Source organism: Pontibacter sp. 13R65 (assembly GCF_047525655.1).
GTDB lineage: Bacteria > Bacteroidota > Bacteroidia > Cytophagales > Hymenobacteraceae > Pontibacter.
On sequence record NZ_JBLIQL010000001.1, the window covers coordinates 132929 to 151480 of the forward strand.

At 48.1% G+C, this 18552-nt stretch carries 14 protein-coding genes; 6 read left to right on the forward strand and 8 right to left on the reverse strand.

Annotated features, from left to right (window positions below; translation table 11 throughout):
* The first annotated feature begins 17 nt into the window (after positions 1-17).
* The 3 genes from ACMA1I_RS00610 (at position 18) to ACMA1I_RS00620 (ending at position 2925) form a co-directional block, all read left to right on the forward strand.
* Positions 18-1067, forward strand: coding sequence for a LacI family DNA-binding transcriptional regulator (locus tag ACMA1I_RS00610; protein ID WP_337066290.1), 1050 nt, complete (start codon positions 18-20; stop codon positions 1065-1067).
* A 203-nt stretch (positions 1068-1270) separates the two neighbouring features.
* Entirely contained in the window at positions 1271-2113 is an 843-nt protein-coding gene (kduI, locus tag ACMA1I_RS00615) for a 5-dehydro-4-deoxy-D-glucuronate isomerase (protein WP_337066291.1), read from the forward strand.
* A 20-nt stretch (positions 2114-2133) separates the two neighbouring features.
* Entirely contained in the window at positions 2134-2925 is a 792-nt protein-coding gene (locus ACMA1I_RS00620; protein ID WP_414703851.1) for a gluconate 5-dehydrogenase, read from the forward strand.
* A 64-nt stretch (positions 2926-2989) separates the two neighbouring features.
* Here the strand turns inward: ACMA1I_RS00620 and ACMA1I_RS00625 are convergent, their stop codons facing one another.
* Both ACMA1I_RS00625 and ACMA1I_RS00630 read right to left on the reverse strand, forming a co-directional pair.
* Positions 2990-4138 carry a methionine aminotransferase gene (locus ACMA1I_RS00625; protein ID WP_337066292.1) on the reverse strand — a complete coding sequence of 383 codons (1149 nt, stop codon included), beginning with the start codon at positions 4136-4138 and terminating at the stop codon, positions 2990-2992.
* Positions 4139-4202: 64 nt separating this feature from the next.
* Complete coding sequence (locus ACMA1I_RS00630; RefSeq protein WP_337066293.1) at positions 4203-4790, reverse strand: uracil-DNA glycosylase family protein; 588 nt, start codon at positions 4788-4790, stop codon at positions 4203-4205.
* A 446-nt stretch (positions 4791-5236) separates the two neighbouring features.
* Between ACMA1I_RS00630 and ACMA1I_RS00635 the strand changes: the two genes are divergently transcribed.
* The gene (locus ACMA1I_RS00635; RefSeq protein ID WP_414703852.1) at positions 5237-5788 is read left to right on the forward strand and encodes a hypothetical protein; all 552 of its coding nucleotides are present in this window, start codon (positions 5237-5239) and stop codon (positions 5786-5788) included.
* 93 nt (positions 5789-5881) lie between these two features.
* Here the strand turns inward: ACMA1I_RS00635 and ACMA1I_RS00640 are convergent, their stop codons facing one another.
* The 6 genes from ACMA1I_RS00640 to mfd form a co-directional block, all read right to left on the reverse strand.
* Positions 5882-6340 (reverse strand): hypothetical protein, encoded by a 459-nt coding sequence (locus ACMA1I_RS00640; RefSeq protein WP_337066295.1) that lies wholly within the window; start codon positions 6338-6340, stop codon positions 5882-5884.
* Positions 6341-6978: 638 nt separating this feature from the next.
* On the reverse strand, positions 6979-7794 hold the full coding sequence (locus ACMA1I_RS00645; protein ID WP_337066296.1) for a hypothetical protein: 816 nt from the start codon (positions 7792-7794) through the stop codon (positions 6979-6981).
* Positions 7795-7958: 164 nt separating this feature from the next.
* Positions 7959-8366 (reverse strand): response regulator, encoded by a 408-nt coding sequence (locus ACMA1I_RS00650; RefSeq protein ID WP_337066297.1) that lies wholly within the window; start codon positions 8364-8366, stop codon positions 7959-7961.
* Positions 8367-8387: 21 nt separating this feature from the next.
* Complete coding sequence (locus tag ACMA1I_RS00655; RefSeq protein ID WP_337066298.1) at positions 8388-11456, reverse strand: PAS domain-containing protein; 3069 nt, start codon at positions 11454-11456, stop codon at positions 8388-8390.
* A 155-nt stretch (positions 11457-11611) separates the two neighbouring features.
* Entirely contained in the window at positions 11612-13237 is a 1626-nt protein-coding gene (locus tag ACMA1I_RS00660) for a PAS domain-containing protein (protein WP_337066299.1), read from the reverse strand.
* Positions 13238-13681: 444 nt separating this feature from the next.
* The gene (gene mfd, locus ACMA1I_RS00665) at positions 13682-17059 is read right to left on the reverse strand and encodes a transcription-repair coupling factor (RefSeq protein WP_337066300.1); all 3378 of its coding nucleotides are present in this window, start codon (positions 17057-17059) and stop codon (positions 13682-13684) included.
* A 250-nt stretch (positions 17060-17309) separates the two neighbouring features.
* Here mfd and ACMA1I_RS00670 point away from each other — a divergent pair, with 250 nt between their 5' ends.
* Together ACMA1I_RS00670 and ACMA1I_RS00675 are read left to right on the forward strand one after the other, a co-directional pair.
* A complete protein-coding gene (locus ACMA1I_RS00670; RefSeq protein ID WP_337066301.1) occupies positions 17310-17771 on the forward strand; it encodes a DinB family protein in 462 nt (153 codons plus the stop codon).
* 39 nt (positions 17772-17810) lie between these two features.
* Positions 17811-18278: a hypothetical protein gene (locus ACMA1I_RS00675; RefSeq protein ID WP_414703853.1), complete on the forward strand. Its 468-nt coding sequence runs from the start codon at positions 17811-17813 to the stop codon at positions 18276-18278.
* Positions 18279-18552 lie beyond the last annotated feature (274 nt).

Here is an 18552-nt window from a genome sequence, read left to right on the forward strand (position 1 = left end):
GATTGCAGGAATAATACATGAAGAAACAGGTTCAGCACACAATAAAGGATGTGGCAGCGGCCCTTGGCTTGTCTGTTTCTACAGTGTCGCGTGCGCTGAACGACCACCCGCACATTAGCCAGGAAACCAAGCAACGCGTACGGGAGGCGGTAGAAAAGCTGGATTACCGCCACAACGCCCTGGCGGCCAGCCTCCGCAACAGCCGGTCCAACATGATAGGCCTCATCGCCCCGCGCATTACCATGTACTTTCAGTCTACTGTTATCACGGCTATTCAGCACAAGCTGCATGAGTACGGCTATAACCTGATGGTGTGCCAGTCGAACGATTCGCCCGCCATAGAGCAGGAGCTGGTCGGCGTGATGTATGCCTCGCGGGTAGAGGGCCTGATTGTGTCGTCTACGCTCTATACCGAAGATTTTTCGCATTTCGATATCTTTAACCGTGCCAACATTCCGCTCGTATTCTACGACCGGGTACCGCGCGATTATCTGGCCCACAAAATACAGGGCGATGATTACCAGGGAGGCTACCAGACCACGCGTCACCTGCTTGAGCAGGGAGCCCGACAGGTAGCCTATATCACCGGCCCCTTAAGCTGCAAACTCTACAGCGACCGGTACGAAGGGTACAAAGACGCGCTCCGCGAGTTTAAGGTGCCCCTGGATGAAAGCCTGATTTACTGCCATGAGCTGAACAAGGAAAATGCGCTGCAGACCTGCAGAATGTTGTTTTCTGGTGATAAACACCCCGAGGCTATTTTTGCCGGCAATGATACAACGGCGGTAGCTGTGGTGCAATTTGCCAAAGAGAAGGGAATAGCGGTGCCACAGGCGCTGAAGGTAACAGGCTATTCTAATGACTCCCGCACCGAAATTATTGAACCATCCATTACTTCGGTAGAGCAGTTCCCTTACGAGGTGGGGGTGCAGGCGGCCTCGCTCATGATGGAGCTGCTGGAGCAAAAACTGAAGCCCAATCAAAGCTATATTTCCCTTACCACGCCTATTGAGTTGGTAAAAAGGCAGTCAAGTGGAGTAGTCGAAATACCACAAAGGCATGAATAGACTGGGAAAGACGTCTGAAAAGTTTAATTTTGATCAATATATCAACTATAAGTGTATAAGAAGCATGTAAACGTAGAAGAAAGTAGTTAACAGCCTTTGGTTGAATTAACTGAAATGTGTTACTATCTTTTATTACAAAACAGCTACCGTAAATTTCGTCCTGCATCTGGTGGTGCAGGCTTCACTCTAAAAATATATAAAATATGAGTATGCAATACGACGTGCGCTATGCAGTAAGTCCGCAGGAAACAAAGCAGATGGACACGGAAGCGCTGAGAAAAAACTTCCTTATCGAAACCGTTTTCGCAGCCGATCAGATTCAGCTGACTTATACTCATTACGACCGCTACATTGCTGGTGGAACCATGCCTGTAAGCACAAGCGTAAAGCTCGATGCTATTGACCCGCTAAAAGCCGACTTTTTTCTGGAAAGAAGAGAAATGGGCATTATTAACGTAGGTGGTGCCGGTACTGTAGTAGCCGATGGCGAGACTTTTGAGCTTCAGCACAAAGAAGCCTTGTATTTAGGCAGAGGCACAAAAGACGTTACCTTCTCTAGCGCCGACGGACAAAACCCCGCTAAATTTTATATCAACTCTGCTCCGGCACACCATGCTTATCCATCTAAAAAAGTAACCCGCGAGCAGGCAGAAGTGGTAGAGTTAGGTAGCCTCGAAACAGCAAATGCCAGAACCATAACCAAACTCCTGATTTCGGGTGTAATTGAAACATGCCAGTTGCAAATGGGCATGACGGAGTTAAAGACTGGCAGTGTATGGAATACCATGCCTGCGCACTCGCACGACCGTCGTATGGAAGTGTATCTGTATTTTGATGTGCCGGCAGAGCAGTCGGTGTGCCATTTTATGGGAGAGCCTACTGAAACGCGCCACATCTGGATGCAGAATGAGCAGGCTGTTATTTCTCCGCCTTGGTCTGTACATTCTGGGTCCGGCACCTCTAACTATACCTTTATTTGGGGTATGGCCGGCGAGAACCTCGATTATGGAGACATGGACATCCGCAAAATTACAGAATTAAGATAAGGCTATTAAAATCTGATAATATGATATTAAAGCAATTTGATCTTACCGGAAAAGTAGCCTGGATCACAGGCGGTACACATGGCCTGGGAATGGCCATGGCTATGGCGCTTGGCGAAGCTGGTGCTACGGTGGTAGTAAACGGTAACTCTTCGCAAGAGAAAATAGATCAGGCCTTAGAGGCTTATAAAGCGGCCGGTATAAAAGCATATGGTTACCGTTGCAATGTAACCGACCAGCCAAAGGTGCAGGAGCTGGTAGCTACCATAGAGCAGGAGGTTGGCCCAATCGACATACTGGTTAACAATGCTGGCATCATTAAACGTATTCCGCTGGTAGATATGCCGCTGGAAGAGTGGAAGGAAGTAATTGATGTTGACCTTACCTCGCCTTTTATTGTAACGCAAGCCGTTATCAAAGGCATGATCGAGCGTCGCCAGGGCAAGGTTATTAATATATGCTCTATGATGAGCGAGCTTGGTCGCCAGAACGTGGGGGCTTATGCCGCTGCCAAAGGTGGTCTTAAAATGCTAACCAAAAACATGGCCACGGAGTGGGCTAAGTTTAATATACAGGTAAATGGGTTGGGGCCAGGCTATTTTGCTACCTCACAAACTGCCCCGATACGTGTAGATGGTAACCCATTCTTCGAGTTTATAAATAACCGAACGCCAGCAGGCAAATGGGGCGAGCCTGATGAATTAGGCGGTGCCATTGTGTTCCTGGCTTCGCAGGCAAGCAACTTCGTAAATGGCCAGATACTGTATGTAGACGGTGGTATTCTGGCAACAATCGGCAAGCCGGCAAACGAATAGATACTTACGCCATTAGCTTATCAAAAGCCTCTCTTTCTGCTGGAAGGAGAGGCTTTTTTTATGGTTACAACTTCACCAGCCGCTCTGCGGCCTCGCGTAGCGTATCCTCAGACTTGGCAAAGCAGAAGCGAAGAAACCTGTTATCGGTTTTGTCGTGGTAAAAAACAGAAACCGGAATAGAGGCCACGCCTATTTCCTGAGTAAGGCGTTTGGCAAAGTCCAGGTCGTGCTCGTTAGAAATAGCGTCGTATTTTAAAAGCTGAAAGTAAGTGCCAGACGACGGCAGCACCTGAAACCGCGATGGCTCCAGCAACTCGCAGAACAAATCGCGTTTGGCCTGGTAAAATGCCGGCAGGTTCTGGTAGTGCGTTTCTTCATCCAGGTAATCAGCAAGAGCCATTTGCATGGGAGTAACCGTGCTAAAGGTCAGGAACTGGTGCATTTTGCGCAGTTCGGTGGTAAGGGCAGGAGGCGCTATGGCATACCCTATTTTCCAGCCGGTGGTGTGGTAGGTTTTGCCGAAAGACGATATAACAATGCTTCGCTCCCGTAGCGAAGGGTGCAGCAAAACACTGCTATGTAGCTGCTCATCGTACACCATGTGCTCATACACCTCATCGCTGATAATAATAATATCGGTGGTTTCTATAATGGCAGAAAGCGTTTCCATATCCTGCCGGGTCATAACGGCTCCTGTGGGGTTATGGGGGGTATTAATAATGATGGCGCGCGTGCGGGAGCAGATACACTTTTTTACAAGGTTCCAGTCTACATGAAAATCGGGCACTATCAGTGGCACGAAAACAGGAATACCCCCTGCCAGTCGTATGGCCGGAATATAGGCATCGTAACAAGGCTCCAGCACCACCACCTCATCGCCGGGCTTCACAATAGCGGCAATGGCGGCAAACAAGGCTTCTGTGGCACCCGATGTTATAGTCACCTCCCGTTCCGGATCTGGTAGGTAGCCATAAACCCGCTCCGTTTTCTGGCTTACCTTTTGGCGCAGGCGTGGCACACCTGGCATGGGAGCGTACTGGTTATGTCCCTCGCGCATATACTTGGTTACAAGCTCTATAAGTTCTTCGGGGCAGTTAAAGTCCGGAAAGCCCTGCGAAAGGTTTATTGCCTGATATTCAGTGGCCAACCCCGACATAACAGTGAAAATAGTAGTAGATATATCGGGAAGTTTACTGGATGGGTAGTTTATCATCGGGGTAAAGTCAATTGGAGGCTTAATATAGGTAAATACAATGAAAAATTTGTATTAAAATGAATTATAATATTAATCTGATTTGCTCTTGCAACACCGGTATCGCATCTTGCTCAAACCATGGGTTCCGTTTCAGCCAAAACTGGTTTCGGGGCGATGGGTGGGGCAGGGGCATAAACTCGGGCAGGTAAGTGTGCCATTGTTCTACTGTTTCGGTAAGCGTAGGACAGGCGCGGGGCCCCAGAAAATAATCCTGTGCGTATTTGCCTACCAGCAAAGTGAGTTTTACCGAGGGGAGCAAGGCCAGTAACTGCTGGTGCCAGTGTTGCGAACACTCCGGCCGTGGCGGAAGGTCGCCACTTTTGCCTTTGCCAGGGTAGCAAAAACCCATCGGGATAATGGCTACCTTTGTTTCGTCGTAGAATGTTTCTTCGTTCAGGTTAAGCCATTGGCGCAGGCGTTTTCCGCTTTGGTCGTGCCACGGAATGCCGCTGGCGTGTACGCGGGTGCCTGGCGCCTGCCCCACAATAAGCAGTCTGGCGCTGGTCGAAGCCGTGAGCACCGGCCGTGGCCCCAGCGGAAGGTGCTCTTCGCAAAGGCGGCAGCTGCGCACTTGCTGCAGTAAAGTTTCTAAATCCTGATTTACTGGCATATGAAGTACAAAGATACACACCCCGCTTCTATGGCACTAGCAAGTGCATAAGGTAAATTCTGCTAATCAAAATGGCCTTCCGGAGGCATTTGTATCGACACAAGACATAGGGCCCAAGATGTAAGACCTCTTAAATCACAGCCTTATCTTATACCTGTCTGGTCCAGACATTTGCAGGTCTGAAAGACGCTGCGAACGTATTCCCTGCTCTTCTCCAAATCAACAATTTAACCATTCAACAATCAGCAACCGACAATTAGCCATCAACAACCAACACCTAAGTTCAGCTAATGAAAAAGGCCTTTCGGAGCGTGTAGGTTACCATGCGAAGTTGGTAGTTGGCATCCGGATTAGTGAAGACTCCTGCAGGAATATTAACTTTATAGCTTCTTGGGAGTAAAAGCAGAAATATGTGTCGTATCTGGTTTATCTTATGGCTTTTGGTTTTGAGTGTTTTGCCCATTGCTGAGCTTAAGGCGCAGGAGGCTCCTGCATTTAGAAATGCCATTACTGTAAAGGCATTTGGGCTTTCGATACATCTAAAAGAGAGTCCTTATCCCGAAATTTTTCCAAACAGGCTCGACGACAAAGGCTATGCCACTGTAAATTATGGTGGTATTGTTGGCTACGATCGCTTCGTTATAGGCAATGACCTGAGTGTGCGGGCGGAGCAGGGCTTTTATGCCGACTGTGCAGCGTCTATGGCAGGGTTTACGCACATTGGCTTCCGGGGCAAGATCTTCCGCAAAGGCAGGCATGAAATAAACGGTGGCATAGGGCCTACCCTCGTATACCGCCACGACTGGAACCGGCTTGAGGGCTACATAGACGATGGCTACTTTAGAAAAAGAGGCGACTGGCAATATAAGTTCTACTGGTACGGGGGTGAATTCGAATACAATTACCAGCTATCTGCTCAAAACGATCTTTCCATTACACTCATCCCGGGCATTCCGGAAGTGGTATCTTTCGGCATTGGCTTCAGGAGGAGGTATTAAATTGGCGCTTACTCTTTGTGTTTAGCAGGTTAGCTGCCAGTATGGGTTAAGCAGCCTCATAAAAAAAGACCAGATAATTATCTGGTCCTGTGGTTACTGCCTTCTTCTGTTGCGGCGGTCTTCTTCCCAATCTCTGAACTGCCTGTTGTAGCGTCTGCGAAGCTCTTCCTCGTGCATCAGGTAGTCGTCTTGGTGGTGCCAGCGGTCGTTGGCATACTGGTTATGTCTGTTATACTCTTCTTGCTGTTGCCAGTGCTCCCGGTCGCGCCCGGAGTCCTGCTGATTTCTGTACTTGCTCTGATACCATTGCTCATACTGATCGCGGTGGTGTGGGTGCTGCCCTTGCATGTTGCTATTCCGATCGTAGTTTCTGAAACGCGCACGTTCATCATCCTCTTCGGTCCGGAAGCTGTGTAAAGGAGGCACCGGCTCATTCCACCGGCTGGCGAAATCGTTAAAGTGTTCCTGGCTTTCAGGCCTGGGCCGTCGGTTTCTGGAGCCGTGCTGCCATCTTTCCTGATGGTTTCTGTGGTCGTCTTCCTCGTAGTGCATCCTGATTTTTTTTAGGTTCAAAAATATACTTTCCAGCTTCAACTTCCTTAGTTTGTACGCATGCTTTGTAAGGAGGTTCAAGGCCTTGCTAACTGTTTAAAATTCTGCTTAAACGCTATTTAAGTTTTGTAAGTAGTTTAAATATAAAGCAATAAGAAATGCAACGCAAGTGTTGGTTTAGAAGTTTGGAGCTTATGTACCCTATAAGCGAATGAGGTTCAGTGTTAAACACCACGATTTATGAGGCCAGATCTTTTAAAGATTTAATGCTTTTTTTCTGTTGAAGAGTTCTTTTTTCTGGTAGGTAGAACGCTTCAGCATCTTGTGAAACCTTTTTTTGGGGAGGTTCCAAGCCTTGGCCGTTCTGCATAAAAGTTGCCTCCGGAAGGGCTATTTCATTAGTAGAATCTGAATTGGTTGTTGGTCGCTAATGGTTGATTACTGAATTGTTAAATAGTTTATCTCAGAGTGTACATCCATTTTTAACTCCTAATTTTTAACTATCAAAGGGTCTAGCATCTAAAATCTCTGAAATGCCTCCTGAGGGCCTTTTTCATTAGCAGAATTTGACTTGTGCGACAACATAGAAGGAAAGAGCCAGTGCATGTGCACTGGCTCTTTCCTTTTATAATCTTCAGTTATCTTCTGTAGCGTTGGCTTCTGTCGGAGTCGTTGTAATAGTCGTCGCGGCCAGAGTCGGTTTCGTCGGCCCAGCGGGGGCCTCCTTCATAGCCACGGTCGTAGCGTCTGTCGCGGTATGGCTCCGACCCCATGCGCACGCGGTCACTTCCTCTTTCAGGGGCATCGTAACCCTGGCTTCTGTTCTGATAATCCGGATCGTCGGAGTGCATTATGTCGTTCCAGGTATCGCGAATGCCTTCGCCCATGCGCTGAAAAAAGCCCCTGCCATCGTCGTGCTGGTCTCGGTCCTCATCTGGCGTGTACCGGTTTTCGCGGTACCAGTTGTGGGAGCCGCTGCCATAGCGATAATCGTCTTCTTTGTAGCGGCTGCGGGAGCCAGGCCCTTCGCGGTGCAGGTTATCTTTTTGGGAAAGGGGTTCGTTGTAATTGCCAGGCTGAGAGCCGGCACCACCACCTGTATAGCGGTTTTGGCTATTAGTATTTCTGTCGCCGTGGTTCAGGTAAGAGCGCTCGTTGCGATAGGCACTACTTTGGCGGCTTCCGTAATGATCGTTTGTGTTTTGACCTTCTTTATAAGGTCTGTCGCTACCTGTGTAGGCATTGTTGTAGGAGTTGTGGTCGCGGTCCTGAGCGCCTCTTTTGCTAGGCCCGGTATGAAAGTAGGAATCTTCTCCCCATTCCTGATAGCCAGCACTCCTGGGGGTGTTTCGGTTTTGGTTTCTTTCCTGGTCTTTTCTGTATAATTCGCGGCCCAGGCGTTGGTTGTAGTCGCCACGATTGCTATAGTTAGTATCTCTCTCGTTATTTTCCATTGTTTATCTTTTTTATATAAACTTTCATGATCTCCGCTTTTGCGGGTAGTCTTTTTACGGGATAACAAGCTCAGAGTTAAGGCCGCTGTGTATTAGAGGCTTTGCAAAAGATAAAAGGCGCCCCGGTAAAGAGGCGCCTTCGGAATATCATTAAATAAAGGAGATCAAAAATACTCTGCCATAATCTCCCGCACATCGGCTTCGGCTAGCGGCTTAGAGTAGTGTTTGCGCACATCAGGATACTTCTTTAGCCGCTCCAGGTCATAGAAGCTGGCCGAAGAGGTGAGCATAAGCATCACGATCCGGTTTTTTTTCTTTTCATCGAACTTCTGGTACTCGTCCAGAAATTCAAACCCATCCATCACAGACATTTTAATATCTACAAATATCAGGTCAGGATAGGGGAAATCTTCTGCTCCCTGAAAGGCTTGTGTAAGATACTCAAGCGCTTTTTCACCGTCTGTTACAACTCTTATCTCATCTGCCAGTTCCATCCGCGAAAGGAGGCGGTGGTTCAGGTAGTTGGTGGTGTCGTCGTCGTCGATTAGCAGGATAGTTTTAAGCGGCTTCATAAGTTTTATTTTACTGATAGACTATAATAAATCTTTCTTTTGGTTAAAATACAGGTAAAACGTGGTGCCTTCGTTAAGCTTACTTTCTATGTTAATATAGCCTCCACTGTTGGTAAGTAACCTGTTTACAATGTATAATCCAAGCCCGGAGCCATTTACATGGTTATGGAAACGTTTAAACATCTGAAACAGTTTGTTCTGATGCCTGTTCATGTCTATGCCAAGGCCATTATCTTGCACCTGCAACTCAACAAAATCGCCTCTATGAGTTGTTTTCATGCTTATTTCTGCTACCCTTGTGTGGTCCCGGTATTTTATGGCGTTACTAATTAAGTTGTATAAAATGCTTTTTAAGTTCGCTCTCGAAAAGGTGATAAGGGGTGCTTCGCTAAAATCTGTAAACAAGCGGGTGCCGGTGTTAAGCATTGTTTCCTGTATACTGTCGAGTACATCGTTGGTGAGTTCCGCCAGGTCTACCTGGTCTAGGTCGCGCTCGTGGTTTTTCTGCACCTTTACCACCTCCGACAGCTCATGAATGGTATTATGGATCTGCCGCAACGATTTATTAAACATGCTAATCATCTTCTGCGCGTCCGGGTCCTGAAACTCTACGTTTCGGGTAAGCTCATCAAAAATGCTGGCCATGTTAATAATAGGGAGCTTCAAGTCGTGTGAGGCTGTGTACACAAAACTATCGAGGTCGTAGTTGATCCGTTTTAGCTCCAGGTTCTTCTCTAGCAGCTCCTCTTCGGCTTTTTTATGATCTTCTATGTCGGTGCAGGTGCCAAACCACTTCACAATATTGCCATGCTCATCGTGCATCGGCATGGCCTGCGCCAGAAACCAGCGGTAGGTGCCATCGTGCGTGTTCTGAAAGCGATACTCTATTTCATAAAACTCGCCGGTGCTGAGCGAATGCTGCCATCTTTCCCAAGAAGGTTTGCGGTCGTCGGGGTGCAGCACCGAGTTCCAGGTAAAGCCTATGCTCTCTTCAAGCGACAAGCCAGTATATTCCGTCCAGCGTTGGTTAAAATAATCGTGAAAACCGGTGGGGTCGGTGGTCCAGATAATTTGCGGAATAGACTCGGCCAGAAATCGGAACTGCTTCTCAGACCGTTCCAGCTCTTCCTGCAGCTGTATTTGATCGTGTATATCGGTGGCGGTGCCAAACCATTTAATAACACGGTCCTGCTCGTCGCGCATAGGCATGGCGCGTGCCAGAAACCACCGGTAAGTGTCGGTGTAAATGTTTCGCAGGCGAAGGTGCAGGTTATACGGTTCTCCTGTGTCTACACAATGCAGCCAGGTATCAATGGTAAGCTGCTGGTCGTCGGGGTGCAGGGCTGGCTTCCAACCTAGGTTCAGACTCTCTTCCCGGGTCATGTGGGTGTACTTATACCAGCCTTCGTTAAAAAAGTCTATATTTCCATCCGAGTTGGCGCTCCACACAATTTGAGGTATAGACTCAGACAGAAACCTTAGTTTTTTGGAAGTTTCTTCCAGTGCCAGCAGAGTCTGCTTGTTATCTTCGATATCGGTATGTGAGCCTACCCATTTGGTAATATTGCCCAAAGAATCGCGCAATGGCATAGCACGGGCCAGAAACCAGCGATAAGTGCCGTCTTTGCCCGACTTCCAGCGACTCTGGTTTGTAAAGGTCTCTTCGGTAGAGAGTGCACGAAACCAGCTTTTTTTAGCGGCATCCACATCATCCGGATGAATAAACTTTTCCCAGCCCCAGTCTTTCATTTCCTCAAGGGCGGAGCCTGTGTAGTCGAACCAGCGCTGGTTATAATAATCTACGGCCCCGCTGGGAGTGGCAGTCCAGGTCATAAGCGGCAGTGCCTCCATAATGTTGCGGCTGTGCTCCATGCTTTCCTGTAGCTGCTGCTCTATTTTACGCTTTTCGGTTATATCGAGCATGGCTCCGATCATGCGTACAGGCTGGCCGTCTGCATCGTGCATCACATATCCGTTATCCCGGATAATTAGGTATTGACCGGAGGCGCACCTGAAGCGGTACTCATCGTTCCAGTAGGTGTTGCCACTATCAATTACTGCATGAATGGATTGTTGTACCCGCTCTTTATCTTCTGGGTGTAACCTTGATTTCCAGGAGATAGCGGTAGGTTCTATTTCTTCTTCTGTGTAGCCAAAAAGGTTCTTGAAGCCGTCGTTCCACCAGATGGTATTGTCTACCAGATTCCAATCCCAGATTACGTCGTTGGTGGCTCTGGCAATAAGCTCAAAGCGTTCGTTGCTTTCTTTTAGTTTACTTTCGTGGGCCTTTTGCCTGCCAAGGTCTATCATGGTGCCAACCATGCGAACAGGCTTGCCGCTGTAGTTGTAGATGATGTAGCCTTGGTCGAGCACGTTGGCATACGTGCCATTTGCTTTGCGGTAACGGTACTCACCAGCCCAGAACATACTATTGGCTTCTATGGCGGCGGTAATTTTCTGGCGCGTATGGGCTACATCGTCGGGATGTAGGTGTTGCTCCCATACAGTAAGCTCATGCTCCAATTGGTCGCCAGCTTTGCCAAACACTTCCCGGTAAGACTCGCTAAAAGTAAGTTTATTGTTTGGGATATCGGCTTCCCAAACGGCTGCGCCAACTGGCTGCCTTATAACCAGCGGGTGCAGATGCTCTGTCTGTGCTACTTTTACCTGATTTGTCTCTGCTGTTACATCGGTTAATTCGAGGAGCAGAGAGGCTATTCCCTTATCTGCGTCGGGTATGGGGGTGATGGTGGTTTTCCAACATTGCGCACCGGAGTTGGCGGAATCCGGGTGATTTACCTTATAGCTGAAGACAGGCAGCAAGCTTTGCTCTTTGTTTTGCAGCGCCTGCTGACAAGCTTTTTCTAACTGCTGCCTGTACTCTTGTTGCCCGATGCCAGCCTCTTCCGGAAAAACATTAAAAACAGCCTGACCAGTTATGGAAGCTTTATTTGTGCCGATAGCATCTATAAATCGATCGGTAGCTGCCAGTATGGTTAATTCAGGGGAGAGCACCATACATAGCATAGGCAATTTCTCAAAAAGCTGCTCAAAGTTAACGCTATGCCGGAAGTCAGACTTATTCTTCATTTGTATGGTAAATGATTAAAACAAACGCATAGCGGCATAAAGTGTTTTATGAGCATCTGTAAATTTGATGTTTAGCGGCAAATATAGAGGCGACAGCTTGTTGTACAGGAAATTAACTTTCTCTGAGCCGGTCTGCAGCAGGGGTATGGCGGGTGTTATTGCTGTTCCCGAGCCTCCAGATCTGCAATTTTTTGTTTTGCCAGAATAAGTTCTGTTACTTCTATGGCAGAGATCAGCACGCCTTCTACTGCATCGTTGCTATCTGAAATAGGTTGGTATTTAAAGTTGTACCAAGCTTCGGTGGTGGTGCCGGTCTGTGGGTGTTGTGTTAACAGTTTGTAACCATCTACCTGCACCGTTTTGCCTTTATGGTAAACATAATTCAGCAGCATCTGGAAGTCGTACTGCTCCAGCTCCGGCCAAATTTCCTGGGCGGGTCTGCTCAGGTATCTTCTGTTGCCATACATGGTATAGACTCCCGGAGTAATAAAGCGGCAAATATGGTTTGGCCCCTGTAGCAGGCACAGGTTGGCCGGAGAAAGCCTGAGTATGTTTTCGAGGCGTCTATCGCGCTCCTGTATTTGCTCTAGCGCCTGCTTATGCTCATCTATGTCGGTAAAGGTGCCTATCCAGATTTTGGTATTGCCCTTATCGTCGTGTATCGGTTCTGCCCGCTCCAGAAACCACCTGTATTGGCCGTCTATATGGTTTTTGATGCGGCACTCCAGTTCGTAATAGCCTGATGTAAGTGCCTGATGCCATGCTGTAATAACTTGGGCGGCATCTTCTGGGTGTATTACCTTAGCCCATCCTTCTGTCTGGCCCGAAGGCATACCGGTATAATTGTGCCAGTTCTGGTTGAAATAGGCCATTTTCCCATTCGGGAAGGCCGTCCACGCCATGTGTGGGAGAGCTTCCAGCAGGTGTCTGAAGCGCTTTTCACTTTCTGCCAGGTTCTGTTCTGCCTGTTTGCTGGCGCTCATGTCGATCATAGAGCCAATCATTTTCACAGGTTTTCCGTGCCTGTCGTAAATAATATAGCACTTATCGGTTACATGAGCATAGGTGCCATCGGCTTTCTTAAAACGGTATTCGAGGGTTACTGTTTTAGCGCCTGCCTTTTTGGCTTGCTCCATGCCATCCAGCGCGGCGTAGAGGTCTTCGGGGTGCACGCAGGAGTTCCAATCCTCTGCGTCAGGCCCCAAATCTTCAGGAGTGTATCCGAAAACTTGGTACAGATTGGCACCCCAGTGAATCGTATCCTGTTCAATATCGAGTTCCCAGTTGGCGGCATTTATGGCGCTGGAAAGCATGTTGAGGTGCTCCTGGTGATACAACTGCGCCTGCTCTTGCTGTATTTGCTCGGTAATATCTTGGGTTTCGTGCACAATGTAGGTAATGGCACCAGTTTCGTCTAATACCGGGCTATTGCAGGAGCTCCAGTAGCGCTCCTCAAACTCCAGGTTACTGCCAGAGCGGGCCGTTACAATATCGTAGCGGATAATGGGCATTTTGTGCTGTTCCTTGTGCTCCAGCACATGCCGCAGCGACTGCTCCAGTACCTTTAAAGAATCGCTAGGAGCCATGTTTGGGTTAACTGGGAAAGTTTGTAGTACGTGCTTCCCCACTACTTGCTCGCGTATGACCCTGGCAGAGCGTAAATACGTGTCTGTGGCATCCAAAATCACCAGGTTCGGGTCAAGGATCATGTAAAGTCCTGGTAACGAATGGAAGATGGGCCCCAGGCTTTTAGGAAATATTTGTTCTAAGTTTGTATTCACAGTGCATAGGTAACCATTCTGGATTTCCCAAAATGGAATAGATAATCAAATTAAAGAGATCAGACTAGAACACCAAGGGAAAATCGCAGAAATATAAGTTTTAGAACAAGCTGTACACCCTACACCTTATTTGTGTCAATTCGTAACAAATTATTCTAATGAAAATTTTATTCTGGAGTCTTTTTGAAGATTATAGACATTAGGTTTTAGGTACTAAACCTTTGCTGTATTTGGTATAGAAGAGAGCTTTCTGCCCAAAAACACTCGCAGGAGTTGTGCATACGCTGGGCGGTCTTCGTGTTCCTCCTTATATCAACCATTTAACGATTTTGTCATTGAACTACCGATAACCAAATCCTGGTAATGAAAATGGCCTTCCAGAGGCTCTTATTTAAAATTTAGGGTCTGCTCCTGTCTGCTATTGTAGCAGGAGCAGGCCCTATGTTAAGGAGCTGGGGTAACCGGTACCGGTACGCCTATTTCGTCGAATATATTTTTAGCATCGCTAATGGCGCGAATGTCTTCTACAATCACAATCAGCTTGTCTTTGGCTTCCTTCAGGCGGGAGCGGCGCGAGTGCTGCTGCACGTATTTTAAAATATTGCCAAACACTTCCGACTGAAAATATTTGTCGTTGTTGGCGGTTGGCAGATAACCTTTCAGCGTTTCTTTTTTGATGGTGAGCTTCTCGAAACCGAGCTGCTGCGCCTGCCACCTCAGTTTTACTATTTCTACGAGCTTCTGCACTTCCTCCGGTAGCGGCCCAAAGCGGTCCACGATGCTCGCTTTCAGCTTTTCGAGGTCCTGCAGGTCTTTGGTGCTGTCGAGTTTGGAGTAGAGGCTCAACCGCTCCGAAATGTTGCTTACGTAGGTATCCGGTATCAGCACCTCCATGTCGGTTTCGATGTTACAATCGAGCACCGGCTCTATAAACTGCTCCAGGTTATCGCCCAGGAACAGGTCGCGGAATTCTGTTTCTTTCAGCTCTTTAATGGCATCGTCGAGCACCTGGTGGTACATTTCGAAACCGAGGTCTGAGATAAAGCCTGTTTGCTCGCCGCCCAGCAGGTTACCGGCCCCCCGAATATCGAGGTCGCGCATGGCTATTTTAAAGCCTTCACCGAGGTCGGAGAATTCTTCGAGGGTGCTGAGGCGTTTGCGGGCGTCGCTTGGCAAGCCCGAAACAGGTGGTGTGAGCATGTAACAAAAAGCTTTTTTGTTCGAGCGGCCCACGCGTCCGCGCATCTGGTGCAGGTCGGAGAGGCCAAACATATGTGCCCTGTTAATGATAATGGTGTTGGCATTCTCAATATCAAGCCCCGACTCAATGATGTTGGTAGACACGAGCACATCGTACTCGCCGTTTACGAATTTCATCATGCGTTTCTCCAGCTTTTCAGGGTCCATCTGGCCGTGGGCGTACGTTACCTTGGCATCAGGCACGAGGCGCAGAATCATAGAGGCAATTTCTTCGATGTCTTTTACACGGTTGTGCACAAAAAACACCTGCCCGCCCCGCTTCATTTCCAGCACAATGGCATCGCGTATCAAGGCTTCGTCGAACACGTGCAGCTCTGTTTTTACAGGCTGGCGGTTGGGTGGCGGCGTGGCAATAACCGAAAGGTCGCGGGCACCCATAAGCGAGAAGTGCAGCGTGCGCGGAATAGGGGTGGCGGTAAGGGTGAGAGTGTCTACGTTCACCTTCATCTCTTTCAGCTTGTCTTTGGTCTTTACCCCAAACTTCTGCTCCTCATCAATAATCATCAGGCCAAGGTCTTTGAACTTTACATCCTTGCTCACGATACGGTGTGTACCGATGAGAATGTCTACTTTACCCTCTGCTACTCGCTTTAGGGTTTCTTTGGTGTCTTTGGTTGTTTTAAAGCGGTTAATGTAATCTACTGTTACAGGAAACTGCTCCAGCCTGTCGCGGAAGGTGCGGTAGTGTTGCATGGCCAGAATGGTGGTGGGCACCAGTACGGCCACCTGTTTGCCGTCGCAGGCTGCTTTAAAGGCGGCGCGGATGGCAACTTCTGTCTTGCCGAAGCCCACGTCGCCACACACCAGGCGGTCCATGGGGTGGGGCTGCTCCATATCGGCTTTTACATCTTCGGTTGCCTTGCCCTGGTCGGGAGTGTCCTCGTAGATAAAGCTCGACTCCAGCTCTGCCTGCAGAAACCCATCGCGTGTAAAGGCGAAACCGGGCGCAGCTTTGCGTTTGGCGTACAACGATATCAGTTCGTGGGCAATGTCTTTTACTTTGCCTTTTACTTTCTTCTTCTTGTTTTCCCACTCCGGTGAGCCAAGTTTGCTCATGCTCGGTGGGCCACCTTCTTTGCCGCTGTACTTGCTGATTTTGTGCAGCGAGTGGATGCTCACGTACAGCAAATCATCATCGCGGTACACCAATCGGATGGCCTCCTGCAGCCGGCCGCCTACCTCCACTTTCTCCAGCCCCGCAAAGCGCCCGATGCCATAGTCTACGTGCGTTATATAGTCGCCGGGCTGCAGCGATCGCAGCTCCTTCAGCGTCATGGCTTTGGACTTGGAGTGCCCGGTTTTGGCCTTGTGTTGATAAAAACGGTCGAAGAGTTGGTGGTCGGTGTAGCAGGTAACCTTCAGGTTTTGGTCTATAAAGCCCTCGCGCAGCGACACAGGCAGGTGCTGAAAACGCACATCATGGTCCAGCTCATCGAAGATCATAGTCAGGCGGTTGATCTGGCGCGGCGAATCAGTAGCAATAATGTTCACAAAACCAGCACCCTGCTGTTCGTGCAGGTCTTTTACCAGCCGTTTAAAATCTTTGTTGAAAGAAGGCTGAGGCTTGGCCTGCAGTTGTATGGTTTCGGCTGACTTAAAGTGGAAGCGCTTGCCGATCTCTACTACGTTAAAGTTGTCGAGCAGCTTTTTAAACTGCTTCTGCGTTTGGAACAGTTGTTCCGGATCCGACACAATTTGCGTGCCGCCGCTGCCGGCCATCATCTTCTGGAAAGCGTGTGAGGCTTTGTCGAAGTACTCCTCAATTACATCTAAGGTAAGGCGAATGTCTTTAAACCAGATGTTGGTATTGTCGGGCAGGTAGTCCAGAAAAGCCTCGCGAGTTTCCTGCAACAGCTTCGTTTGCACGTTGGGTATAATCGAGATGGCTTTCTTCGTTTCCACACTCAGCTGCGTGTCGGGGTCGAAGGTGCGGATACTTTCTATTTCGTCGCCAAAAAGCTCGATGCGATAAGGCAGGTCGTTAGCGTAAGAAAACACATCCACAATGCCACCGCGCACGGCATACTGGCCTGCCTCGTACACAAATTCTGTGCGTTCAAAGCCGTACTCTGCCAGCATCTCACTCAGAAAGTTGGTGTCGAGTTTTTCGCCTACTTTGGCACCCAACGTATTTTCTACCAGCGACTGCTTGTTAATTACCTTCTCGGTTAGTGCCTCGGGGTAGGTAACGATCAGTTCGCCTTTGCCGGTTTTTTGGTTAAGGCGGTTAAGCACCTCGGCCCGCATGAGTATATTGGCATTCTCGGTTTCCTCAAAGCTGTATGGGCGCTTGTACGAAGTCGGGAATAGCATCACCTCCTTCTCGTCGCCAACAAGGTTCCGGAGGTCGGTATAGAAATAAGCGGCCTCCTCTCTGTCGTGGAGTACAAAGAGTTGGTGTTGTTTGTTTAAGGTATATACTGCCGAGGCCAGCACAGCATCTAAGCTGCCGGTAAGGCCTTTGAGCTGCAGGCGGTAGGCTTTGTTCGCCTTCAGCCGGTCGGCAATAGTTTGCACCACACTATCGAGGCGGTACAGCTCCAAGAAATCTTTAACTTTCAAAGGTATTTCGTTTTAAGACAAATTTGCCAGACATCTATAACCTCACTTTCTTGCCGGTAGCTTAAAAAGGGAGGACTGTGCCTTAGGCTGTTATGATACGCCGTCTTTAAGTGCATCTTTACAAAGATACTACATCTTACTGGTTTATCAGAACTGACAGGAGGGGGAGAAGGTTACGCAGCAGAAATTTAACTGGTATTACTTTATTCTGAAATGTGGTAGTTTTACTCTTCTATAAAAACCTTCATAAATGGAAAATATCTTTACTCTTATAAAAGCAACAAGACACAATTTTTTGCAACTGATAGAAGGTTTATCTTTAGAGGCTCTGAATAAAGTTCCTGACGGCTTTAACAACAATGTTATCTGGAACTTTGGGCATATTATTTCTACGCAGCAGGTTTTATGCTACACCCGCTCCCAATTAGAGCCAATGGTGGAGCAGCACCTTATTGGCAAATACAGAAAGGGTACCCGGCCAGAAGCGTTTGTTGCGCAAGAGGAATTGGATTTGCTGAAACAGTACCTCTACAGCACCCTAGAACAAACAGCCAACGATTTTGAGCAGGGTGTTTTTACCGTTTACGATCCCATTAAAACGAGTATGGGCATTGAAATAGCGAGTGCTAAAGAAGCTTTTCAGGCGGTGGCGATGCATGATGGCTTGCATCTGGGCTATGCTATGGCGCTGAGGAAATTGGTGAAAAAATAAATACTGCCTCATAGACTTAGAGTGTTTATGAATACAAACATGCTCCGATACCGGTTAGAAAGTGGACCGGGTGGTTACTCAAAGGTGTTTGCCGGTGTTATTATAGCTGGCGGTTTGTATATTTTCAGCTCTATGCCCTTGGCAGGTTTACTAGCCATAGCCTGTGGTGTTTTTCCCTTTCTGCTCTACAAATGCCTTGAAATTGATCTTAGCAAAAGGAGTTATTGTATGGGGCTAAACCTTTTGGGACACACCATTGGCGAAATAGAGCCCTTTCCTGGTGTTCAGTTTATATTTCTTAAAAAGAACAGGACCATAAGCAGGAGCAACAGCCGAGCCTGGTCCTCTACTTATTCCATTTCATTTGATGGTTACATACTACTCTCCGATGGTACTAAGTTGCTGATTGTGCAAGAAAGGAACAAGGAAAGAGCCATGAAGCAGCTTGAGCTCGTTGCCCAGGACCTGCAAACAGAAGTCCGGGATCTGACAAACTCAGTAGGTTAGGATTTCACCCATACCGTTCGTTTAAGTACAGCCGTAACTGGTGGTTAACTATGAGGCGACTATGTAACCTGAAAATATACGTCTTCCTGCGCTTGCAGATGTTTTCGTTCTGCACCAACTAAATTCTGGTAACAAAAAAGGCCTCTAAGAGCTAAATTAGGCCAAAACAGGCCAAGGTTACACCACAGCACCTGTTCCCACTTTACTTAAAATTACCACTCAATTACAAGAACGGCAGATGCTGTTGCCGGCAAAATCGCCTTTATCAACATTT

Coding starts and splice junctions, on each gene's coding strand:
- ACMA1I_RS00625 (WP_337066292.1), bottom strand. CDS start 4,138: ATGATAAACTACCCATCCAGTAAACTTCCCGATATATCTACTACTATT.
- ACMA1I_RS00620 (WP_414703851.1), top strand. CDS start 2,134: ATGATATTAAAGCAATTTGATCTTACCGGAAAAGTAGCCTGGATCACA.
- ACMA1I_RS00650 (WP_337066297.1), bottom strand. CDS start 8,366: ATGAAGCCGCTTAAAACTATCCTGCTAATCGACGACGACGACACCACC.
- ACMA1I_RS00670 (WP_337066301.1), top strand. CDS start 17,310: ATGGAAAATATCTTTACTCTTATAAAAGCAACAAGACACAATTTTTTG.
- ACMA1I_RS00675 (WP_414703853.1), top strand. CDS start 17,811: ATGCTCCGATACCGGTTAGAAAGTGGACCGGGTGGTTACTCAAAGGTG.
- ACMA1I_RS00640 (WP_337066295.1), bottom strand. CDS start 6,340: ATGCACTACGAGGAAGACGACCACAGAAACCATCAGGAAAGATGGCAG.
- ACMA1I_RS00610 (WP_337066290.1), top strand. CDS start 18: ATGAAGAAACAGGTTCAGCACACAATAAAGGATGTGGCAGCGGCCCTT.
- ACMA1I_RS00655 (WP_337066298.1), bottom strand. CDS start 11,456: ATGAAGAATAAGTCTGACTTCCGGCATAGCGTTAACTTTGAGCAGCTT.
- ACMA1I_RS00645 (WP_337066296.1), bottom strand. CDS start 7,794: ATGGAAAATAACGAGAGAGATACTAACTATAGCAATCGTGGCGACTAC.
- ACMA1I_RS00630 (WP_337066293.1), bottom strand. CDS start 4,790: ATGCCAGTAAATCAGGATTTAGAAACTTTACTGCAGCAAGTGCGCAGC.
- kduI (WP_337066291.1), top strand. CDS start 1,271: ATGAGTATGCAATACGACGTGCGCTATGCAGTAAGTCCGCAGGAAACA.